Raw genomic sequence first — 24,034 nt, 5'->3', positions numbered from 1 at the left:
CGCGAAGAAAAGAAAAAGCAGAACAGGCCCGGTACCGACCGAACCACAATCAAGGAACAAACATCAAGGTGTAAACACAGGCTTGACCGGTACCGCCGGAGTCGTGACAGGCGCCACAGCACCCATCGACAGCACGTAGGTCAACGCCTCGTCGACACTCATTCGCAGTTCGATGACTTCGCTGCGTGCGACGACCAAAAAAAACCCGCTCGTCGGGTTCGGCGTGGTGGGAACGTAGACGCTGATCCGGTCGCTACCCAGATGATCAGCCACTTCCCCAGAGGGAACGCCAGTCTGGAAGGCAATCGTCCACACCCCTTCACGCGGATATTGCACGAGCAGCGCAGTCCGAAAAGCGTGACCATCCCCTGCAAACAGGGTATCCGACACCTTTTTGACGCTGTTATAGATCGTGCGGAAGATCGGGATGTGGGTGAACAGACGCTCCCACCGCGCCAGCCACCAGCGCCCGGCGACGTTGGACACCAGCGCCCCCGTCAGCAGCAGCGCGGAAAACACCAGCACCACCCCCAGCCCGGGAACATTGCGCCAGCGCTCCAGCTCCGCCGCCGTCACCGGTGCCACGACGGCCTGCAACACCGACAGCAGCCCACCAAAAATGGCATCCAGCATACCGACGAGCCACAGCAGGATCCAGATCGTGACCGCCAATGGCAGCCAAACGAGCAGGCCGGTCAGAAGATAGGTTTTGATAGGCACGCCAGGCTTTCAGCAATCATTGGGGACAAAAAAAACGGCGCGCACCTTGGGGATGCGCAGCCGTCGGGGGATCGAAAAACCGTGATGGAGGAAACGCCGGGGCCACTCAGGCCGCGCAGCACCCGCTGCAACAGCTTGGCGTGGCTTTGGCGTCTCCAGACGCAGCGGCAACCTCGCAAGCCGGAGCAGCCTCGCCCGCTTTGCCCGATTTACCCACGCAGCAGCCTTTGAAGTCCGTCGCATACCACCCCGTGCCCTTGAGCTGGAACCCGGCAGCGGTAGGCATCTTGCGCATCGCCGAAGCACCGCAGGCAGGGCAATCGACGAGGGGAGCGTCGGACATTTTCTGCAAAACGTCCTTGGCAAATCCACAGGATTCGCATTGGTAGGCGTAAATGGGCATGTTGTCCTCGTTATGTTGGGGAATGGGGGCAAAAACAGATGGATTTTAGGGGGCGGGTTGGTAGCGCTGCGCTCCAAGAACTCCTGCCAACCGCCTTCAGTCAGCACTTACTGTGCAAGTCGCGAAGCGGCTTCTCGAAGCTCCCCTCGCCCAGCGGGAGAGGGGCGGGGGGGTGAGGGCAACTGCCATGACTTTCCTGATTCAGGATGTCTGTGCATAGTCATGGCAGTGATTCCAGGTACGACTCTCAGGCTTGTTCGGTAGTCAGGGCCATATTCATGGCTGTGGCCCGGAAGCATCGCGCAACAACATCGCCCGGCTGTACTGCAAGAACTCACCCAGATGCTTTTCGATGATGCTGACAGTGATTGGCAGTTGCAATGCCTGATAGTCGTGTACGGCAATATTGCGGAACCCCACCATGCGTTGGAGGCATGCAGCCAACGCCGCGTCAATCCAGCCTGCCTGCGCCAACAGAGCAAACACATCGCGGGCGCTTTGCGGCACGCCCAGCTTTTCACGGCGAATCAGGTGTTGGCCCATGTCCAAAGCTGCTTCACACGCCCGCTGGATATTGAGGATGGCGGCATCCTGGCGGGTGTAATCGGTGGCAAAACCGGCCGGGTTGGCAGCATATTCCTCACGCGAGCGCGCCACACAGCGCTCGATCGTTGCGGCCTTGTTGATCAGCACATCATCAACCATACACCGTCCCCCGTTGTTGAATGTCCGCCAACAGCCCGGCGCGCGTAATGTCCAGTTCGGTCTTCTCGCTCAACACCGCCGCCTCGTACAGCGCCACCTGTGCATCGCGTGCCCACCAGCGCTGGCCGGTGGTGATGATCTGGTACTGCATCACCGTCGAGGCAGCGCGCAGGTCGAGCAGATCGACGGCATAGCCCGCCACATCGGTCAGTGTGCCCGCCAGATCAAACAGGGCCAACGAATCAGCATAGCCCGCCACCAGCACCGCCAGATCGAGGTCGCTGTCCGGCCCCGACGTACCCTGTATCCGGCTTCCGAAGGCGTATATCGCCAGTAGGTTCGGCAGGCGGGTTTGCAGGGCTTGGACGATGGCCTCGCGGTTCATGGTCCCGGGGCGAGTCACCATACCCACACCGACCCCAGCCTTGCCAGAGCCAGCGCAACGCCGATCACAAAGCCAATAAAGCCATAGAGCAAGGCGTGGAGGATGTGGTTGGTTTTTTTCTGTTCGGCGAGCAGGGCTTGCAGGTCGCGGGTGTAGCCGATGGGTTCGGGGCGTTGCAGGAATTCGCACAGCAGGCGGGGCAGGCGGGGGAGTAACGCTGCCCAGCGGGGGGCTTCGCAGCGCAGTTCGTCCCAGAGCTTTTCCGGCCCGACTTGCTGCACCATCCAACGCTCCAGAAAAGGCTTGGCCGTGCTCCACAAGTCGAGATCGGGGTCGAGCTGGCGGCCTAGCCCCTCGACGTTGAGCAGGGTTTTTTGCAGCAAAACGAACTGCGGCTGGATTTCGACGTGAAAGCGCCGCGATACCTGGAACAGGCGCATCAGCAAAACGCCCAGCGAAATTTCCTTGAGGGGCCGGTCAAACACAGGTTCGCAGACCGCACGGATCGCCGCTTCCAGCTCATCGACCCGGGTTTGGGGCGGAACCCAGCCGGATTCGATATGCAATTGGGCCACGCGCTTGTAGTCGCGCCGAAAGAAAGCCGTGAAGTTGTGGGCCAGGTACTCCTTGTCCACCTCGGTCAACGTGCCCATGATCCCGAAATCCAGCGCGATGTAGTGGCCAAAAGTCTGGGGTTCGAGGCTGACCTGAATATTGCCGGGGTGCATATCGGCATGAAAAAAACCATCCCGAAACACCTGCGTGAAAAAAATCGTCACCCCATCACGCGCCAGTTTGGCTACATCAACACCTGCCGTGCGCAGTCGCTGCACTTGGCTGATCGGCACCCCGCACATCCGTTCCATCACGATGACTTCCGGCGCGCAGTAGTCCCAGCACATCTCCGGGACAAGCACCAGCCCGAGGTCAGCCATGTTGCGGCGCAGTTGCGCTGCGCTGGCGGCTTCTCGAACCAAGTCGAGTTCGTCATGCAGATGCTTGTCGAATTCCGCGACGACCTCGCGAGGCTTGAGCCGCTTGCCGTCCGAAGACAGCGCCTCCACCCAGGCTGCCAGCATCCGAAGCAGGCGCAAATCCTTGTCGATGACCGGGAGCATGTTGGGGCGCAGCACTTTGACGGCGACGTCGCGCAGCCTGCCCTTGCGATCCTTGAGCACGGCGAAATGCACTTGTGCGATCGAAGCGCTCGCCACCGGGTCTCGCTCGAAGGACACAAAGATGTCCTCCAGCGATTTGCGGAAAGACCGCTCAATGACCCCCCGTGCCTCGTCGCTAGGGAACGGTGGCACCTGATCCTGGAGCTTGGCCAGCTCGTCAGCAATATCGAGCGGCAACAGATCCCTGCGTGTGGAAAGCACCTGCCCGAACTTGACGAAGATCGGCCCCAGGCATTCCAGCGCCAGGCGAATGCGTTGCCCACGCGGCGCGGAAAACTTGCGCCCCAGCCGGACCACGCGGGCCAGGGTCAGCAACCACGACTTGCCAAAGCCTGTCCAAACAAGCTCATCCAAGCCATAGCGCAACACCACCCAGAGGATGAACGCACCGCGCAGCATGCTGCGTTACCCCTTGTGCGGGGCCGCGTGCGGGGTACCAGCAAAGCCGGGCACACCCTGCACGCTTTGCACGAAAGCACGCAAACCTTGCCCCACTTCCCGCGCCAGGCCCACGACGTTGCGTGCGCAAGTGGGGCCAACCAGGCAAGAGAGGTCTTCCTCCGCATTCCATCGCAGTTGCCGAAAAGCCTCATGCACATCGGAAGCCAAGGCCACGTCGCCTTCGATGCGCAGCGAAGGCTTTTCTCGCCGCGCCACCGCGCATAACACTGCGGGGAGGGAAGGGTCAGCCAGCGTGAGGACAAGGTCGCTGCGCGTGGATTCGGGAACCCACTCGAACATCCCCGCTGTAGAGAGGGACACGGCCACGCGAAATGGCGGCCATTCCACCACCAGCACGCGCCCTGCATGACTACGCAGCCGCTCCGTTGCGACAGGGCAACCGCCCAGCACATGATTGACTGCGGCAATCACTTTGCGCTGCGCTTCCCCCACCAGCCATTCCGGGGGACGAGGCGCTTTATCGATCGCCTTGCGGGCCGTGCCGTCGAGGCGGTAAAGGAGGTCGGCGAACGCTCCGGAGCACAGGTTTTCGAAAGGGTTCATGGTCAACATCGAAAAAGGTTGGTAAAAAAATATGGAAGCGAAGGCAGTCGCGATGGCTGCGCTCACTGCATCGCCTGGAACCCGGCCAGCAACCAGCCTGCACCGGCCTGTTTGGCCATCGTCATCGTCCAGATCTCGCGAAACGGCACGGGGCCTGCTGCTGCATCTTCGCGGATCATTCCGGAAAACTCGACGCTCGCGCGGTATTCCTCCGATTCATCGCGAACACCAATCAGCCGCGCTTCCACAGCAACCACATCCGTAGCGCGGGGCTTACGGCGGTTGGCGCAGTCGGCCAAGGGAGGGCCGATTTCTTCCCGCATCGCCGGGGTCATCATGGCGCGCAGAGTGTCGGTGTCGCAACGATCCCATGCAGCCTGGAGGGAAAGATAATTTTTCTTGGCCAAGGCCAGAAATTCGGCGGTATCAAGGCCGCACGTCCGAAGGTCGCCCATTTGTTCCATACCGCCACCAGTCAGGCAGGCACACCCTGCATTGGAAGCACCGACGCTCACAAAGGCGGTGGTCGTCCGCTCCCAAGGTCGCGCCGACGCATCGTTGCCAACGTTCTCGCTACGGTAGGCATCGGGTGTGGGCACGTTGCGCTGCGCAGCATTGCCAAAGAACCTGGATTCGCCCCCGGCATTTCGCCCTACATGCCCCCCCACATTCCCCCCCATAGTGCCCGTATCGCTCCTATCGCCCGTCGTCCCCACAGCGCCGGATACCTGCGACATCCCGTCCCCATGGCCCTCGCTGGATGCATCGCGACGCTGCTTCCACCGCCAAAGTACCACCAAGTTGATCAGCAGCAGCAATAGCACTAGCACCACCAGCACTTGCCATCGCGCGGCACTGGCCTCGCTCCCATCGCCAAGGGCTACCTCCGTAGCCCACACCGGCACCGCGCTACACAACGCCCCCAGCCCGAACGCCACCATCGGCACACCCGCCCACCTGGTCCACGTATTCCACCTCGCCCACTTTGCCGCCGTAGCGTGTACCGACTCATTCATGCCTGCTCCCTGCTCCCTACGCCTTATGCCTTATCTCATTGCCGCGTCAACACTTGATTCCCACATGCACGGCAACGGTACCGAAACTGAGGTTATGGTAGTGCGCATGCCCAAAACCGCTGCGGTGCATCCGCTCCAGCAGCGCCTGCTGGTCAGGGTGCATCCGAATCGATTCCGCCAAATAGCGGTAGCTGGAAGCATCGTGCGCCACCCACTGCCCTAACCGGGGCAGCACCTGGAACGAATACCAGTCGTAGGCCTTGCGCAGCGGCGGCCACACGCGGGAAAACTCCAGCACCAGCAGCCTGCCCCCATCGCGCAGCACGCGGTGCATTTCCGCCAGCGCACGATCCGGATGCGTCATGTTGCGCAGTCCAAACGCGACGCAGACCACATCGAAATGGCCGGTGGCGAAAGGCAAGTTTTCCGCATCGCAGACCACGGTGGGCAGCCAATGGCCTGCATCCGTCAGCCGATCGCGGCCCAGTCGCAGCATCGATTCGTTGATGTCTGTATGGACCACCTGCCCGGACTGGCCCACCTTGTCTGCAAAGGCGCGGGTCAGATCCCCCGTGCCTGCGGCGATGTCGAGCACCCGTTCCCCCTCCTGCACTTGCGCCAGCATCACCGCGCACGCCTTCCACGCACGATGCAGCCCCAACGACATCAGGTCATTCATCAAGTCATAGCGGGTGGCTACCGAATCGAAAACCCCACGCACGTACCCTGCCTTGTCGCTGTCGCGCACGCGACGGAATCCGAAATGCGTATCTGCCATGGTTGTTTCCTATTGCTTGGCTTGCATCGCATCGTACAGGCATGGCCGCGACGAACGGGTGACGAATAGGTGACGAATAGGGGACGAATAGGCCAAGACAAGGCTACCTCGTACACGCAGCCCCTTCGACCACGATGATCGACTTGTCTTTCTTGGGCTTGGCTGTCTCCACGGGCTTAGCGGATTCTTCCTCCATCTCTTCTTGCACTTGCTCTTGCTTGCGTTCTTCTTCCTCCTCCTGTTCCGAAGTGGGTGCAACATCGGAAGCAGGAGTCGCCGAAGAAGTGTCTTCGACGTCGGGGGTCGACTGCTCCATGGCATAGCGCTCGGCAGCCTCTTCGGCAACGTTCTGGATGATCAGGGCCAACGGCGCTTCCGATTCATACACCTGCACGTCCAGCACTTTGTCGAATGCATCGACGAACGTGACCGCCTCGACCTCAGCCTGTTCGATGTCCTTGGGCGGGGTGCTGGCCACGGCCTGCGTGGGTGGAGGAGCCACCGTTCCTGTCTTGTCGGCATAGGCAACCCGCACGGCGTCGGTCGTCGCCCCCTTGCCTAGGGTAATCGTCCCCGGGGTGCTGACTGCAACGGCCCCGGCAACGGCAATGGCGCTGTTTTGCGTGTAGCTGTCCGCTGCGACCAAGGTGGCGGAACCTGTAGTGGAACGGATCGGGCCGTTGAGGGTCATATTGCCCGCACTGGTGCGGTCGGTGGCCGTCAACACGATGTCTTCGGTGGCCACCACCCCATCCGGTCCGATGGTCAGTGGGCTGTTCGCGGTCAATTGCACCCCGCCATCCTGGGTTTGCACCAAGGCAGTGGTCTGCACGGCGCCGATGTTGTCGACAACGATGTTGCCCGATGCCAGGTCGATGCCCTGGATGTCCAGCGGGCCATCGTGCGCAAGCACCACATCCCCCGGCCCGGTGACCCTCGCCTGGAACCCGCCGAAGCGGTTGCCCATGTTTGGCAACGAAATCCCGGTCCACGATTGGGCAAAGAGCAGCCCCGCCGTGGTCAGCGCGCCAACTTGGGTGATGCCCCCTTGCATCGCGGCCAGGTTGATCGACGCGCCGCGCATCTGCCCGACGACCAGGTTGCCAGCCCGTTGCTCGATGTCGATCGCCCCGGTGAGGTCAATCACCCCGCCCGTCTGCGCAAAGCTGCCCTGCACCGTCATCGACGCAGCGCCGGTCAGCGTTCCGCCTGTCTGGCTGTAACCGGTGGAGCTGATCGTCTGCGCGACGGTCAGGGTGCCCCCAGTCAATGACAACGTGCCCGCGCTATGCAGCGCATCAAGCTGCGTTCCAGAAGCCGTGGTATCAAACGTCACCCATGCCCCATCGGGGATGTACACCGACTTCACGTTGTTCGCATCGGGCAAGGCATCCCAGCGCGTGGGGTCGCTCCAGGCGCCTTCCCCGGCGCGCAGCCATGTCGCCATTTCGCGAATCTCGATGGTTGCGAGGTCGGTGAGGTCTTCGTTGGCCAAGGTGTAGTTCGCCGCGTCCTCGCCTGTCAGCCGAATGCCCGTGATAAACACGATCTTGTCCGCACCCGCATTGCGGTCAGGGAAGAGACCTTGCGCAACGCCTTGTTCGATAGAGACCTCGTCCCCCGCCAATACGCCTTCGACGACGGCAGCGGTGGTATCGACGAAGGCAGTCGTCGTTCCGTCGTATTCCTTGTCGATGGCATCCAGCCCGCGCACGCGAACGACAGAGGTCGGGCGGATGTCGGCGGTCGTCGTGACGGTATCGGAGGGGAGCACGTAGTTGGTCGCATCGTCGCCGGAAAGCGCAAGGCCGGAAATGACGACTGTTTTGCCCGAGCCTGCGTTCGGGTCCTCAAACACTGCTTGACCGTAGGTGAGGGAGACGGTGTCGCCTTCGACCACGCCCGTTGGCGTGGGTGACTGCGCCAGCTCCGCCTGGGTAGTTTGGTCGTAGGACTTGCTAGCCACCCGAATGTCCTCGACCGTCAACACCCTGGGAAGAATGTCGGCCACGATACCCGAGGGTTGTTCGAGCACATAGTTGGCAGCGTCTTCCCCTTCCAGAACCAGCCCTTCGATGACGACGGGTTTATTCGTCCCCGCGTTTTTGTCGACAAACACCGCTACCGGCGCACCGCCGAGCACGACCTGGTCTTCACCCAACGGCTGCACCACGGGTGTGACTGCCAGCGACGCAGTGGATGTGCCGTCGTAGGTTTTGTCTGCAATGACCAAGTCTGCAATGGGGAGGACTTTGGGGGTGATGTTGGCGGTCGCGGTGGCTAGGGTGGGCAGGGCGTAGTTGGCTGCATCGGTGCCAGTTAGCGCTAGGTCTGCCAGCGTCACCGTCTTGTTCGTCCCCGCATCCTTCGTGTCAAACGCCGCAGCGCCATGGGTAAAGGTGACTGCGTCTCCCTCCATCACCCCTGCCAGCGTGCCCGCGCTAACCACAGACGCCACCGTCGTGCGGTCGTATTCCTTGCTCTCCGCCGCAAAGCCCGTCAGCGCCAAGGACTTCGGCGTGATATCCGCCAAGTCTGTGACCAAACCAGGCAAGGCGTAGTTGGATGCATCCGTGCCAGTCAATGCCAGATCGGCCAGCGTCACCGTCTTGTTCGTCCCCGCGTCCTTGGTGTCGAATGCCGCCGCGCCATGGGTAAAGGTGACCGCGTCTCCCTCAATGACCCCTGCCAGCGTGCCCACGCTAACCACCGACGCCACCGTTGTGCGGTCGTATTCCTTGCTCTGTGCCGCAAAGCCAGTCAGTGCCAAAGACTTCGGCGTGATATCCGCCAAGTCGGTGACTGTGGCTGGCAAGGCGTAGTTGGATGCATCCGTTCCAGTCAATGCCAGATCGGCCAGCGTCACCGTCTTGTTCGTCCCCGCGTCCTTCGTATCAAACGCCGCCGTGCCATGGGTAAAGGTAACTGCATCTCCCTCCATCACCCCCGCCAGCGTGCCCGCACTAACCACCGCCGCCACCGTCGTGCGGTCGTATTCCTTGCTCTCCGCCGCATCCGTTCCGTCGTACACCTTGCTCGCGCTGCTTAGTCCACTTACCGTCACCGCCTTCGCAGTGATCCCTACCGTCTCGTCATCCGCGTGTCCCGTCAGCGTGTAGTTCCCAGATTCCGATCCCGTCAGGCTTAGTCCGCCAAACCGCACATACGTCGCATCCGCTACATCCTTGTCGTTGAACTTCCCTGTCGCCGTTCCAGTCAGGCTTACCTCGTCTCCAAGGTATGCCTTCCCATCACCGCTCGTCCCACTCCCCGCCGTGATCGCCGTTTGCAACGCAGCGCTTCCGTTTACCACCGCCGCATCCGTTCCGTCGTACACCTTGCTCGCGCTGCTTAGGCCACTTACCGTCACCGCCTTCGCCGTTATCACTCCCCCCTCAAAACTCGCCGTACTACCCAACCCATACCCATACACCAGCACAGCCCCATGCGTCACGACCGCCCCAATACCAGTCGCATCAATCCGCACGCTGGGCGCAGCGTTTTTGTTGGCATACGCAATGCTGCCGTTCAACGTCACCGTATCGCCATACACCCCCGTTGCCGTAAGGTTCATCCCGAAAACATCAGTTGTCCCGTCATAAATCTTGGTCGCTGAAACCCCAAGTACGGCTTCACCCAGCAACGGTGTCAGCGTTGGTGGGGCGTAGCTGTACAAAAACCCATTGCCTGGCGTGATGGCTTGTACCGCTGTGCTGCCAAAGGTGGCGTCGTACTGACGGAACGCTTCGATCCATTCCCCGGACGTGATGCTGTCAGGGTGGGCAGACCAAACCAGCCAACGACCTTCCTCATCAGTGAACAAAGAACTGGCGCCAGCTTGGTTAACGACGCTGTTCGTCCCTACCAAATTGATGGCATCGCCGGTGGCTGTGGTCGTGATCGTCGTCCCAGGGCGAAGCGTCAAGTCGCTGGCGCTGATGGAGAGCGACGCGGCACCTAGGTCATTGCTGCCACCCAAAGTGATGACGCCATCACTGGCGCCAGTCTTAACAATGGTTGCCGTGCTAACAGTGGTTGTCGTATTGGTCAGATGGAGCCAGCCAGGCAGTGTTCCTGCTGTGCCCAAAACTCCACTTCCGCCTATCGCACCGGGGCTGCTGGCGATTGGCATGGTCTGGTCATCCATGGTGCCGGGAATCATGTCTGGCCCCGGGCCGACGATCCCCACCGCATACCCTGCTACCCCGCCCACGCCCCCAGCGCCACCAACCCCCGCCATACCTACGGCTTGCGACATGCCCACATAGGCTGACAAATCGCCATTCGCAAGGAAATGCACCACGCCAGCATTGCCCCCGCCACCGCCGGCCCCCCCGCTGCCACCCACGCCACCGTTCAACCCAGGGTATGAACCCGGTGCGACTGGCGTCATACCGTTGTTATAGCCCGCCCCCCCCGTTCCCCCAGTTCCCCCAGTGCCCCCTTGCCCCCCCTGCGTATCCCACTGCACTTGAGCATTGGCCGCACCCAGGGCGATCGTGGCGCCTGACAGAGTGACGCTTCCAGCCGCCCCCCCACCGCCCCCATCGCCCCCAGCCCCCCCCTGGCTTGCCGGTGAAGTCAGCATGGAAGCAAGGTACCCCGCCCCCCCCTGACCACCCATCCCGCCATCGCCCCCTTTGGCGCTGAAAACGATGCCGCTGCCCGTCGATGCAATTGAACCGCCGGTGATTTGTATAGCGCCTGCCGCACCACCCGTACCGCCCTGACCGCCAACCATCACGGAAGCATCGCCCCCCTTGCCGCCCGCGCCCCCGTCGGTGCGCAACTGCACATTCGCTGAGAAGGTGATATCGCCGCTTGCCGTCAGCGTGATGTCCCCGCCAGGGTTGCCAGCGCCGCCTTCCATCCCATACGCCCCAGGTGCGCCCTGGTACCCCGATGCATCGATGTTTCCCGTAACGGAAATCGCAGGGGCCGATATCGCCACATCGCCGCCTCTTTGGCTGATGGCGACCACCGCCAACGCCTCCGAATTGGTCAGGCTGATGTCCCCGCTTGCAGTGTTGGTGGCCTGCACACTGTCGAATTGGTTGCTGGCATGAGTCAGCGTCGTTCCAGCACTTGATGAAGTCGTCAGCGCCGCCGTCGTCAGCGCCGCCGATTGGGCAATGCTGCCGTTGTCGGCATGCAGGGTGATCGACGGCGCGCTCAAGCTTCCCACCGTCAAAGTACCACTGGCCTGCTGGATGGCCAAAGCACCACCCAGCACCACGGAACCTGCGTTTTGACTGAAGCCAGCGTTGACATCAAGCGAACCCGAACCAGTGACCGCGCCACCCGTCAACGTCATGCTCTTGACCGCAGACGTGCCACCCAGTTGCAGACTGCCGCCGGACACCGTCAGCGCGCCGGTCGTTCCACCGTTCAGCGCCCCCTGCAAATCGATGCTGCCGCTGCCGGAAACCTGCAAGGTTCCACCCAGCGTCGTTGCTCCCAGAACATCGAGTGAACCGCCAGATACATTCAGGGCATTCGTATTGCCAATCGTCAAGGCTGCAATCGTGTCCGTTCCAGTACTGTGCGTCACCGCATAGCCAGAGCTAATCAATACCGAATTGCTACTCGTCGGCAAATTGCCATAGCTCCAATTGGCAGGCGTAGCCCAATCCAGATTACCGCCTGCATTCGTAAAAATGACTTCGCCAGGGTTGCTGGCATAAATCAAGCGTGCGACTTCCCCAGCAGCCAATCGATACCCCATATCAAAGTCTATGGGCCAGGTCGATGCGGCAGAAAATGTGCCTGTCGAAGAAGCCGCTGTCAAAACAACCATGGCATCGGCATTCGCTGGCGTATAGCCAGTCAACAAACTCGCTGTGGCTGCTCCATTGATGGTCAGGTTGCCGGATACGACCAGTTTGTCCGATAACCCCGCGCCCGTTCCACCCAAATCCAGCAGCAATTGCGATGTGGAACCCATCACTACATTTCCCGTGATGGTCAGCGTTCCCGCAGCTTCGGGCCCACCAGGCGAAATCGTTCCGGCGTTGGTCAAGGTTTTGCTTGAACCCACACTGACCGTTCCAACCCCTTGCAAAATTCCGTTACTGAGAATGTTTCCGCTGGCTTCGATAACAAAGGGATTTACACCAGTGACGTAATCGACCACTATGCCGTTCAAGGTCAGATCACCCGCTGTTAAGAGCTGGACATCGGCGCCATAACCGGTGGTGGCGCCACTGCCCGGTCTGGCGCTCAATTCCAGATTTCCGACCGTTCCGCTACCTGTCAACTTCAGGGTGATGGCCCCAGCATCGCCGCCTACACCTGTTTCATCCTTGGCTTCACCGCCCCAAGCTTTCAGTGAGGCCAGTGACTCCGTTGCTCCTACAACCCCAGCCCCCGCCGTGATGGTGATAGCCCCTGCGTTGCCGCCAAAACCGCCATCCCCGCCATCGGTGGCAATACCGCCCACAGTAGCTGTGGTGTTTGCCCACAAATCAACATGGCCACCCAAGCCACCGTTGCCTGTGACGATGCCAATACCGCCATTGCCACCCCGCACAGTAAGCTGCCCCGTGGCGACTACACCGCTGTTAGCTCTGACATCGACAACGCCTCCCCTGCCACCAACGCCGCCAGCGCTGGAATACACCCAGTTTTGATCTACAAAAATTGCCGCGCCATCGCCCCCTAGCCCGCCGTTAGCACTCATGGTGCCCAAAGCAATATTGCTGCCAACACCGGCAGTGATGGCAATGGTTCCCGCATCGCCGCCCCGGCCCCCGGGAATGTATGCATTGCTGCTGTACGCACCATCGCCACCGTCCACGGATACGGTTCCAAGGTGGGTGATATCTCCCCCTGTCGTCGCCAGCGTGGTGTGGATCGAAATCTTGCCGCCGCGACCACCTTCATTGCCATTCGCCAAGATGTCCAGCAAATAGCCTGTTTCACCCAGCGTGATGTCGCCGCCATTCCCAGTGGTATCCAGTGGTTCGGCTGCGCCTTGCAACGCACCCAAAGCTATTTCGATATTGCCAGCGTCGCTATAGCCACTGGAATCCAAAGTCTGGTTGGGGATACTGGGTACAACATCCACCGACCCATAGCGCGACAACAATATGATGCTTCCGCCTTTGTCACCTATTGCCGAAACATTGCCAGATACATTCAAATTGCCATCAGCTACTAATCGAATCTGGCCGCCTTGGCCAGATTCGTGATTCGCAGATATGTCTCCAGTAGTATTGATCTGGCCGGTGGTACTGGGATCGGGTGTATTCGGATTGATGGCGCGCAGAAGAATGTCGCCGCCATCAGTATTGACCGATGCATCCACTGCAATGTTTCCATCGGATGCACGCATGGAAATCCAGCCGGATGTAAACAAGCTTCCAGCTACGCTTGTGATAGTGATATTGGGCGCATCCAAAATGATGTTATTCCCACTGATCGAACTGGAAATTTCCAACTCGGTGGACGATTTTTCGATGTAATCCCCATTGGGCGCGGTATCCTGATAACTGGTATTTGATCCAATCAGGGTCAATGTGCTATAGCCTGTCTGGGCATACGATTGAAGCGTTGCATATGCAGTTCCTGTCGAATAGAGTAACACATTCCCGCCAACTCCACCAGAAGCCGAAGCGGAGATCATTCCGCTGCCAAGGGTGCCATTCAGGGCATACAACGACACTTCGCCGCCATTTCCGCCGTACCCCTGCACCGAAGCATTCACACCGTTAGTAAAGGAAATTCCTTCTGCAGAACGAACCTTGACCGTGCCAGCGTTACCAGCGGACATCGCGGCATTGGTATGGGTATCTATTCCGCCACTAGTGAATGTGATATGCCCCACATTAGCATACAAAGTGACATCGCCGCCACTTCCCGCCGAGATTTCGTTCGTCACGCTGGAGGTATTGATGCCGCCGGCATTGAGCGCAATCCCCATCCCCGCTTGCATGAAAACGTGGCCACCCATCGCATCCGGGCCATTGGCGCTGGCGTTTACGCTGGCAGTGGTGATATTGCCGCGCAAGGTATCCAGCCAGACATTGCCAACCAACCCACCGCTGTCTACTGGCGTGATGTGGGTATCGATGATCCCCGTGGAAATATCTGTCAGTGCATTAATTTCTACATTGCCTGAATAACTGATCCCCCCCCCCGTCGTTAAATTTCCAGTGTGAACGAACCCCGCATTGGCCGTCAATGCAATTTTTCCGCGATCCAATACCAAGGTATCCGTGAAGATATTTTCTGCCTCGATGGACCCGGCAATCACATTGACATTCGTTCCACCCAATCCGGCGATGTCGCCAAAACTGGCAAGACCACGCACCAGAAAAACGGGGTCCAGGTAGGTGTAATTCGTATAGTCGTAACCAGATTCCAACCACAATGCACCATTCACTGTCAGGTTCTGGGCATGCACCCGACCACCCACATCGATTCCGTGTGCAGACGAAATCGTTACATCCCTATTATCAGCGTGGATAGCACCTGATGCCCCTATCACGATGCCATAACTTGGACTGGTTGTAGCGGTGGTGGTTCCAGTAATCGTGACATCTCCAGTACCATTTGTTGAACCGGCTTCGATGATGCCAAGTAGCCATACAGCAGGATTGGCGAGGGGGCTGCTTGCTGCGGGAATATTGCCTGTTGCCGTGCCCAACAATTCCACATCACCACCAGCGCTGCGGATCGTGGAATACTGATCGATGGCAAGAGCTATGTTGTCGTAATCCATTAGTGGATTGCTGGAAGCCCCTGCTACACCATTCACCGTAATACTGCCTGCCCCCAGGCTTTCCAGCACGGTGTAGTCTTTTTCAGGTGTAGGAACACATAAATAATGAGTGCATACAGTGCTAGAAATTTGCACTCCCATATTATGGTCGCTGGCACTGCTCCCGGCAGTGCCTTGCAAGGACAACGCACCATCCCTTACGCGAAGCGTTGCACCAATCAGTTCGATGCCATGGTGCTCCGATGTTCCACTTCCGCCAATGCCAGTAATAGTCAAATTGCCGTTTCCAGCAGTTTCCAGAACAGGGCGGTGCAAGCAATATCCTGAGCACGAAGAGTAATCATACTCATACATCCCTTCAGCCAATACCCCAACATTGTGAGACCCTGTTCCGTCACCCCCTGTACCCTCAATGGTGATACTGCCTTCTTCATTGGCACGAATCTGCGTGGCCCCAGAGAGATACACCCCAACATTGAAATCTACCCCATCGCCCCCGGTTCCGGTAATTTTGATATTGCCATTGCCGTAGGTATCGACCGTAGAGTTATTGATCCAAACCCCGTGATTATTATCCCCGACAGATGCCAAAATACCACCGCCAGTTCCAGTAATCTCGATATCGCCTTCAGTGGTGTATAGCGTGCTGTGATCCAGAACAACCCCGTGTTTGTTACCCACACCAGCACCATCGGTGCCAGTGAACTCCATATTTCCCGTACCTGAGGAAAAGTAGGTGTATTTCGCAAAAATCCCAGTATACGCCCCACCACTTTCCAGAGTGTTGGAAATACCCGCCATCCCAGTACCCATAATGGTAATGGTGCCACCATGGGATTCCACGGTGACTTCATTAGAATAATTCCCTCCAAAACGAATGCCTTCATTGCCATCACTGTTTTCCCCGCCATATCCAGTCATCGTGATGTCGCCACCTTGGGTGGTCAGGGAAGTTCCAGCCCACATCATGATGCCGTATGCATGCATCAGGCTATCGCTATCCACCCCCTTACCGCGCAAAGTAATGCTGCCAGTTCCCGCATCGATACTGGCGTCAGAAGAAAGTTCGATGCCAGACACCGCAGCCCCATCGCTACGGCCCTGCGCATACCCCGTCCCGGCTACATTCCCACCAGCCAACAAGATATTTCCACCGTTGCTGGCAATCGTTGCTTCATAGCCCAACGAGATTATTCCCCCATTGGCGCCATCGGAATCCGAAATCAAGTTGACATGCAGCGGACCAGCCGTGGAGGAAATACTGGAAGCATTCCCCAACCTGACATCGTTGTGCGCTTTGGCGTTGAACGTGCCACTTTGGGTTCCCGTGTATTCGAAAACATTGTTGAGAACGATATCACCGCCCGTTCCCAGTGCTACCAAATCCAGATTCCTACTGGTGGAGATTTTCCCCGTCGTTGTAATGCTTCCCGTATTGCTGATACTCGTTTGCCCACCGCCAGTCTGGCTGATACCAGCAACCGTAAGCGGAACCGTATTGGTCAAGCTGATAGAGCCGCTTGCAGTATTGGTAGCCTGGAAACTGCTGACTTTGTTACCGGAGTTCGTAAGAGTCGTACCACTAATCGACGATGTGGTCAGCGCCGCAGTGGTTAGCGCCGCTGTTTGGGCAATGCTTCCAGCAGTCGCATGCAAAACAATTGCGCTACCCGCGCCACCTGTTAGCGCCGCATTGACTGCGATATTGTTGGCATAGACCGAAAGAGTGCCACTATTCCATTTCAGTGCATTGTTGAGAGAAATATCGCCGACTGCGCTGCCTGTGTCGGTAATGGTTTTGGTACCAACGGCTATATCGTAGCCATTCTGGTTGCTGTGCAACGTATTGGTAAATGTTGCAGTATAAGTTTCTGCACTCGTTCCGCCTTTCAGGGTTAGCCCCGTGATGGAACCGAAAATCTTGTTGGTGTCAGGTGTGGAAATATTGCTGGTGTAATCAGCGATATTATCCAAAGTTTGCGCCGTTCCGTCATATACCGGCGTATAGGACAGCCGAGTCAAAAAGCCTCGAAGCAAAGGTGCGGACTGCCCTTCGTAAATGCGCCATATGGCACTGCTGCCGCCGGTGTCGACGATGTCAAAACCAGCAAAGCTGGACATCTGTTGCATCGCAACAGATGTCAATGAGGTTCCGCCACTACTAAAAGATTGGGTAGATTTTTCTGTATCCCAATAACTGGATATGACATTATTGCTTCCCGCGTTGTCTCCAATCAATCCGCCGACAAACTTGTCACCTTCCCCTGTAAAACGTACTGTACCGACAGAATAGCTTTTCTCCATATTCCCGGAGGAAATATATCCAACCAGTCCACCTACGTTGGTATACGTTCCACTTGCGCCAGTTGCACTGACCGTTGCACTGGAATAGGTATTGCCAATCGTTCCCCCGCTAAATGACCCGACCAAACCCCCTATCGAATCAGGTGGGTTCCATCCTATAACACTCTGCGAATTTTCTACGCTTACCGATCCCGTACTGTATGACCGTTCAATATTTCCGGCGAGAGATGACCCAACCAAACCACCTAACGAATTGCCTTCGGCGCTGCTTTTGTCAATACCGCTAATATTTCCTGTCGCATAAGAATCAGCAATACTCCCCCAATTTGAACCTACCAATCCACCTAGATCAAATACTGTGTTGTCATTGGCGCTGACATGGGCTGAACTGCTCGAATTGAGAATTTTTCCAGTAGAATTATTGACACCAACCAACCCGCCCAATATGGGAGTTCCCAGGCTATTCGCAACTACACTGACATCGCCAGAACTATGAACATCGCGAATCACCCCATCGTTGATACCAGCCAAAATTCCCGACGCATATCCACCAACAACTATCGTTGCATTTGTTAGATTCAGATTTTCAACAGTCGCACCAATTCCTATTACGCCAAACAACCCGCTCGGATTCCCATATTGATTGACTGTCAACCCTGAAATGGTGTGATAGAGGCCATCAAATTTGCCAAAAAACCCCGAACCAACACCAACACTACCTACTGGTGTAAATCCATGTCCACTGTTCCATAACGTGCTATTGGAAGTAATACTGGCATCAATGTCCCAACCCAACGCATAGTTCCCATCCAGTTTGTTGGCCATTGCCTGCAAACCGCGTGTGCCGCCGGATTCCGCGCCTACGTCATTGACTAGCATCCATGCGATGACCGTACCGCCCGACACCTTGCCACCCGACATCGGAGCGGAATAGTCCGTGGGCGTGGGGTCGGTATATGCCACCGGGTTGTAATAAATATCGACCTGTCCCGCCCCGGCTGAGACGCGGCCATTCGCGCCAAACGTCACCGTTCCGCACCCTGTGGGTGCGTTGTATGCACAGTCCCCAAAAACATCCGCCCGCAATGCCACCTTCGCATCCGTGGCCGTGATCGGCTGATTGACGACCACATCGTGCCCGGATTGCAGGGTCACCGCCCCGCCATGGGTATCGAGCGCGCTCGCAACCGTCAGCGTTCCCGTCGCCGTGACAGAGACCGGGGCCGAGGAACCCGTAGCCAGATTCGTCCCGCCCAATTCGAGCAAACCGATATGCCCCAGATACACCCCGGTGGGTGTGGAACCTGCCGCGCCCAAGGTCAGCGACGTGGTGCCGTTCAGCCCATCGAATGTGCTAGTCATCAACGGGGAATCCGGCGTGCCGATCAACCCGTCTGCGCGCAAATCGATGGCATTGGCCGCCATCGTTCCAGTGCCCGTCAAGTTGCCAGCCGAATCGATGACGAGATGGCCTGACAAAGCAGTCAACGCCATATCGCCCACAACCAGATCGCCCACGGTCGATCGCACTGTGACGATGCCGGGGGTGGCTGGTGACGTAGCGCTGGTATCGATCTCGTAAAACCCCCGCACTGCGCCGGATTCGACGGTCATCGTCACATCGCCACCTTTGCCCGGGGTAGTCGTTCCTACGCCCCCGGCTGCATAAATCGAAACCCCCTCCACCACGCCAGCAAAGCCAACGAAATTCTTGGCGGTGAACGAAATCGCGCCGGCATTGCCGCCGGTCATCGTCCCGCCGCCTCCGGAAGCATCAATCCAGCTTGCCGTCGATCCTGACCTCGCAAGAATGATCGAGCCTTCGGGCGCACCGACCGTGATTGCGCCGCCATGCCCGCCGGTGACTGCTTGCGCGGGGAATGGTGCCCGGGCATACAAATCCCCAACCATGACGTTTCCATGCGTCGCAGAAAGGTGGATATCCCCAGCCTGCGCGGATGCTTCAACGCCATAAATGCCGGTGTCGATCTGCTCCGCCACCACAATGCCCTGCGTGGCGGTAACGGTGACATCGCCCCCCGCAGTTCCTGGACTCGACGCATCGATGGTGTCGATCAGCACCGTTCCACCATTGGCGGTCAAAGTGACATTGCCTGCGCTTCCCGACGTGACCGAGGTATCCAAATAGCCCTGGCTGGCATCAATGCCTTGCGTGGCGGTAACGCCCAAATCACCGTAGGTGTACACATCCCCCAGCACGACTTGCTTGCCTGTGATCGTGACACCGGGCACTGGCGTAGTTGCAGCGGACAAGCTGTTGAAGAGGTTCGAACCCAGCAAATTCACATTGCCAGTTGCGGTGATACCGATGGGCGCATTGGTATTGACATAGCCTTCCTCCATGTACAAGCCATGCGCTACGTCGATCGAAACCGTCCCACCCGTCCCTTTGGCCCCTGCTGGGGTACCCGTACCCCCATCTCCACCATGGTTATAGAAATAGAACAGGTTGCTGGTTCCCGTTGCGCCGTTGGCTTCGATCGTGACGTTGCCCCCCTGGCCGCCAGACTGGCCTACCCCCCCCACCGTCCCACCTTTCCCGCCATAGGTGTAGGCAGATTCCATATCGATAGTGCCCGCAGCATTCAGGGTCACATTGCCCCCATTCCAACCAGGACCATCGCTGCGATCCATGCCATAGGCATAAATCACTGGAACCACGATATTCCCGGTCGATGCGGTCAACTGCACCAAACCCGCATTACCCCCGGCAGGGGCAGGGATATGTGTATCGATGCAATGATTGGAATCGACGACCATCTCGATCCCGGCGCTGCCCCCCGCTGTCATCGTCACATTGCCGCCCAGCGTGATCAGCGACGCATCAATAGCTATTCCCCCCGCCGTCGCCGTCAACGTCACCCCCAACGGTGCTCCCGTCGTCAAAATCTCGGCATTGACGTTGACATTCCCCGCATCCGAAGTCAGCGTCAAAGTACTAGGCGTAGCACCAGTCTTGGTAATGGCCGAAGCCACCGTCACATCCCCCGTTGCCGCCAGCGAGAGGTCTGCGCTATCCAACAAAGTCGATACCTGCGTAGCGGTAATCTGGCTCACCACAGCGCCATATTCGCCCGACGTGAACCCCGCCGACACATCGTCCCCCGTCGTCGCATCCCCATTCACATCCGCCGTCACGCCAATCACGATGCTTGCCGGGTCGAGCAACAGCCCCCCCGTCTTGCCCATCGGCGCCCGCAAATCCACCCCACCACGAAAGTCGAGGTACTGCTTGCCGGAGACTTCGACCTGCCCGCCGTCGCCGCCCTGAGCGCCGCCCTGGGCTGTAATGCTGCCTGCGTAGGAGGTCACGCCATCCGCCCAGACGGCCACCGATCCGCCATCGCCCTGCTGCGTCGCCCCGGCGTGGATTTGCGCTCCTTGGGCAACGGTCGTTTGTTGGGCGTTATGCAGCGCGGGGTCTTTGCCCTGCCAGCCGCCGCCGATGCGCACTTCTCCCCCGCCCGCAGCGCCGCTGACATCGATTTGCGCCGTGGCATCGATCTGCACTGTGTCGCCGGTCACATGTACGGTGCCGCCGGTGTCGCTGGTTCCACTGGTATCGCCGGCGTTGCCGGTACTGGCGCTATTGCCGCTATTTCCGGTACCGTCAGAACGTTGTGCAGCAATGCTGCCCGCCACTTCGGCATGCTCCACGGCCCGGAGCACCACTTTGCCGCCTTCCACCCGCACGGCATTCGCCTGGATCGCCCCACTGTGCTGGAGCGTCGATGCGAACATGCCGACTGCATCACCTTGCAAAGTACCGAGGTTGCGCGCCTGGTCTTTCGGCGCTTGCACGACCATGTGGATGCCTTCCAGCCCCCGGCCGGTGATTTCGACCTGCTGCCCTGCGGCCAGGATCGTGCTGCCATTCGGTGCCTGCACCAGCGCGGGTTTTTGGACATCGACCTGCCCGCCGAGCAGCACCACATCGCCGCTACGCGCCAGCACCTGGCCGGATACCGCCACAGCCCCCGCCGTGGCGTTGGCCGCAGCGTTTGCATCACCAAAGCGCATCCGCGCAAGCATGGCGTCGGCGTCTTTCATCTGCATCGCAGACGCGGTAAACCCCGCTGTATCGACGACCGCGCCCGCGCCAACGGTGATCCCCGCCGGGTTGACGAGCACCAGGTGCCCGTTGCTGCCGAGCGTGCCAAAAATTTGCGAAGGGTTGGGGGTGACGACGCGGTTGATCGACGTGCTTCGCGCATCCGGCTGCTGGAAGTACGTCGTGCTGCCCTTGGGAATCGAAAAACCCTGCCAGTCGATGGCCGAGTGTTGAAGGCCCGGGCCGTTCTTGGTGACGACGGTGAGTTTGTTGCCCTGCGCCTGCAAGGTGGCCTGCCCCACGATGGGAACCGCCCCCGTGGGGTTGGCCATGACCGCGCCGGGAAGCCACCCCGCCACGACGGCCACCGCAACGGCCAGTGGCCGCATCCCCAGCACCCGCCACAGCCCTGCCAGTACTGCGCCTTTCCCCACGCTGGGCGCACCGCCCGCCGGGTTGGTCTCGAATTCGGCCACCGCCACCATAGCGCCCAAGGCGCGGTTCCAGACGGATCGATAAATGTGGTTCATGATGCGAACCCTTCCTTTTCTTGCCCAACGCTGCAAAGCGCGAACATTACGCTGACATTCCACACGAGACAACCCCCGGCATGCAAGGCAATGTCCCCATTACTGCAAACCCGCCCACGGCTGGTTACGGCATACCCTGATTTATCCCACAAAAAAAGCGGCCCGCAGCCGCTTTGACAACCAATAACTACCATGACTTTGCGCAGATGCCCCGTATCAGAAAAGTCATGGCAGTTTCCCTCACCCCCACCCTCTCCCAGAGGGAGAGGGAGCAAATACCTACGCGCTGAACTGGCCGTTTGCACTGGCTGTTACTCCCTCTCCCTCTGGGAGAGGGCTGGGGTGAGGGCCACCACCAACGCTGCGACCCCCCAACCTAACTTTCATGCCCGTTTTGCCACCCCAAATGATGAAATACGCCCTGGGAGCGCGGGTGTCCCACCCGCCAAATGCGGGCAAGATGCCCGCGCTCCCAAGAGTGGCGCTATGATTTTTGAGGTATTTCACGTTAAAACCGCGCCTGCAAATTCCAATGAATCTTCTGGTCGCCTGATCGGGGGACGGTCGATCCTGCTGTCTCCGGCTGGCTGCTGCCTTTGACGAGCACCCCCCAATCCAGGTTCACCGCATACGGCCCGTTGACGTAACGCAACCCCAGGCCCACGCTGGTGAGCTGGTCGTTGCGCAATTTGCTGGGGTTGACCTCTTCCGCGCGGTTGTGTACCCAGCCGGTATCGAAGAACCCAATCGTTCGCACGCCTTCCCACCATTCGGGGCTGGTCAATTCCACGCCGAAGCTGGCACCACTGTCGCCAGAGACGGGCCGCTCGTCGGTACCGCGTACCGAGGTGGTTCCGCCAATGCCAAACTGTTCGCCGGAAATCAGCGCGGTCGGGCTGTATTGCAACTGCCCTTTCGCGCTCCACAGCCAACCCTTGCTCAGCGCGGACATCAAATTCGCCCCGGCGCGCAGCGCCTTCCATCGGGTTTTCTGGACGCGGGGGTCTTCGGCCTGGTACGCCGCCAGACTGCCCGCATCGCCTTGGGAGGTGTTGAACGCCATGTCCACATTGAAGCCCCAGACCATGGCATCGGACTCCACCTTCGCGGTATAGCCCACCGTCAACGGCTTGCTCACCCGTTCCACCTGCCCGGGTAGAACGATTTTGTTGATCTTGGTAGGCGCAAAGGTTTTTTGATCCAACCCGACCGTCCAATAGCTTTTCCAGCCCCCAACGGGCGCGGCGTAGTAGCTGTAATTCAACCCCGCAGTGCGCCCGGCGCCCGTGCTGTGAAAGGTGCCAAAGCTACCGACCACATCCGATTCGGTATAGCTCAACCCCAGCACCCCACCGTAGGCATAGAACGGAATCCGGTAGTTCAGCCCAAGCTGCTGCACGTCCTTGCCACGTTCGAGCGAGGTGGTGAACGCCCCAGAAAACTGGTGATCGATACCAAAAAGATTCGCGTGGTTGCCTATCAAGGTATAGCGATCCTTGCCCGTCGCCTCGGTTCCCGTGTTCGTCAACCCCGCAGCCAGACCCCAGGATCGGCTTTCCTTGACCAGCAGCTTGACGTCGATCTTGTCTGCTTCTTCCGACTCCTTCAGCGACACCTGCATCTGCTTGCCGGGGTTTTCGTTGCTGATGGCGGTTTGCACAGACAGCTTGGTGAAGTTCGGCACCGCGCCGGATTGCAATTCGGGAACGCTGGCGCGGATATTGGCCTCGCTGTACTGCTGGTTGCCTTCGACCGTGACCTTGCCGATCACGAACTTGACGATGACGAGCTTGACCCGCCCGCCCAAATCTTGCGGCGGCAGCGCGACGCGGTGCAAGGGGTAGCCGCGCTCTTTCATCGCCGCCTCGAACGTCGCCGTGGCCTGCTGCAAGGTCAGCAACGTCGCCTGCTCGCTGACGAAGGGCGCCATGATCCGCTCCGATTCGGCGACGGGGATCGGGTTGTCGCCTTCCACGTCGTACCCCAAGATACGGAACTTCGCCGTCGCCCCCGTCGGCTGCGCCAACGCGGGTTCTTCGGGGGCGGCAGCCCCCTGCGGTGCGGATACCGCTGCGGTAGGCGGCGCAACAGGGCTGGGAGCGACGGGTTGCGCGGAAATGTTCTGCGCCTGCGCAGCCCAGGGAAGCGCCCCCAGGAACAGGGCAAGAGTGCAAAGGGAAGATCGATTCATGGTCGTCCTACGTCAAAAAAACTGG

10 protein-coding genes are annotated in these 24,034 nt (G+C 59.2%); all 10 read right to left on the bottom strand.

Going from position 1 to position 24,034, the window contains the following annotated elements:
* Window positions 1–63 precede the first annotated feature (63 nt).
* A complete protein-coding gene (locus CENROD_RS00915; protein WP_238551866.1) occupies window positions 64–714 on the bottom strand; it encodes a DUF502 domain-containing protein in 651 nt (216 codons plus the stop codon).
* A 112-nt stretch (window positions 715–826) separates the two neighbouring features.
* Window positions 827–1,123: an FmdB family zinc ribbon protein gene (locus CENROD_RS00910; RefSeq protein ID WP_022771171.1), complete on the bottom strand. Its 297-nt coding sequence runs from the start codon at window positions 1,121–1,123 to the stop codon at window positions 827–829.
* Between the two features lie 276 nt (window positions 1,124–1,399).
* Complete coding sequence (hepT, locus tag CENROD_RS00905) at window positions 1,400–1,828, bottom strand: type VII toxin-antitoxin system HepT family RNase toxin (protein ID WP_022771170.1); 429 nt, start codon at window positions 1,826–1,828, stop codon at window positions 1,400–1,402.
* Entirely contained in the window at window positions 1,821–2,234 is a 414-nt protein-coding gene (gene mntA, locus CENROD_RS00900; protein WP_238551796.1) for a type VII toxin-antitoxin system MntA family adenylyltransferase antitoxin, read from the bottom strand. Before mntA ends, hepT begins: the two co-directional genes overlap by 8 nt.
* A complete protein-coding gene (gene ubiB, locus CENROD_RS00895; RefSeq protein ID WP_022771168.1) occupies window positions 2,228–3,790 on the bottom strand; it encodes a ubiquinone biosynthesis regulatory protein kinase UbiB in 1,563 nt (520 codons plus the stop codon). Before ubiB ends, mntA begins: the two co-directional genes overlap by 7 nt.
* Window positions 3,791–3,796: 6 nt before the next feature.
* Window positions 3,797–4,396 (bottom strand): hypothetical protein, encoded by a 600-nt coding sequence (locus tag CENROD_RS00890; protein ID WP_151194556.1) that lies wholly within the window; start codon window positions 4,394–4,396, stop codon window positions 3,797–3,799.
* 62 nt (window positions 4,397–4,458) lie between these two features.
* The gene (locus CENROD_RS12255; RefSeq protein WP_022771166.1) at window positions 4,459–5,412 is read right to left on the bottom strand and encodes a Tim44 domain-containing protein; all 954 of its coding nucleotides are present in this window, start codon (window positions 5,410–5,412) and stop codon (window positions 4,459–4,461) included.
* A 46-nt stretch (window positions 5,413–5,458) separates the two neighbouring features.
* The gene (locus tag CENROD_RS00880; RefSeq protein ID WP_022771165.1) at window positions 5,459–6,190 is read right to left on the bottom strand and encodes a class I SAM-dependent methyltransferase; all 732 of its coding nucleotides are present in this window, start codon (window positions 6,188–6,190) and stop codon (window positions 5,459–5,461) included.
* A 103-nt stretch (window positions 6,191–6,293) separates the two neighbouring features.
* A complete protein-coding gene (locus CENROD_RS00875) occupies window positions 6,294–21,818 on the bottom strand; it encodes a YDG domain-containing protein (protein WP_022771164.1) in 15,525 nt (5,174 codons plus the stop codon).
* 508 nt (window positions 21,819–22,326) lie between these two features.
* Window positions 22,327–24,009 (bottom strand): ShlB/FhaC/HecB family hemolysin secretion/activation protein, encoded by a 1,683-nt coding sequence (locus tag CENROD_RS00850; RefSeq protein ID WP_022771163.1) that lies wholly within the window; start codon window positions 24,007–24,009, stop codon window positions 22,327–22,329.
* Window positions 24,010–24,034: the final 25 nt, after the last annotated feature.

The sequence above is a fragment of the Candidatus Symbiobacter mobilis CR genome (assembly GCF_000477435.1).
Taxonomy (GTDB): domain Bacteria; phylum Pseudomonadota; class Gammaproteobacteria; order Burkholderiales; family Burkholderiaceae_C; genus Rhodoferax; species Rhodoferax mobilis.
This window is presented reverse-complemented; position numbering and strand designations above follow the sequence as displayed.

What these genes read in the sequence shown, in the direction of transcription:
- ubiB (WP_022771168.1), bottom strand. Translation starts at nt 3,790, where the DNA reads ATGCTGCGCGGTGCGTTCATCCTCTGGGTGGTGTTGCGCTATGGCTTG.
- mntA (WP_238551796.1), bottom strand. Translation starts at nt 2,234, where the DNA reads ATGGTGACTCGCCCCGGGACCATGAACCGCGAGGCCATCGTCCAAGCC.
- CENROD_RS00910 (WP_022771171.1), bottom strand. Translation starts at nt 1,123, where the DNA reads ATGCCCATTTACGCCTACCAATGCGAATCCTGTGGATTTGCCAAGGAC.
- CENROD_RS12255 (WP_022771166.1), bottom strand. Translation starts at nt 5,412, where the DNA reads ATGAATGAGTCGGTACACGCTACGGCGGCAAAGTGGGCGAGGTGGAAT.
- CENROD_RS00880 (WP_022771165.1), bottom strand. Translation starts at nt 6,190, where the DNA reads ATGGCAGATACGCATTTCGGATTCCGTCGCGTGCGCGACAGCGACAAG.
- CENROD_RS00875 (WP_022771164.1), bottom strand. Translation starts at nt 21,818, where the DNA reads ATGAACCACATTTATCGATCCGTCTGGAACCGCGCCTTGGGCGCTATG.
- hepT (WP_022771170.1), bottom strand. Translation starts at nt 1,828, where the DNA reads ATGGTTGATGATGTGCTGATCAACAAGGCCGCAACGATCGAGCGCTGT.
- CENROD_RS00890 (WP_151194556.1), bottom strand. Translation starts at nt 4,396, where the DNA reads ATGAACCCTTTCGAAAACCTGTGCTCCGGAGCGTTCGCCGACCTCCTT.
- CENROD_RS00850 (WP_022771163.1), bottom strand. Translation starts at nt 24,009, where the DNA reads ATGAATCGATCTTCCCTTTGCACTCTTGCCCTGTTCCTGGGGGCGCTT.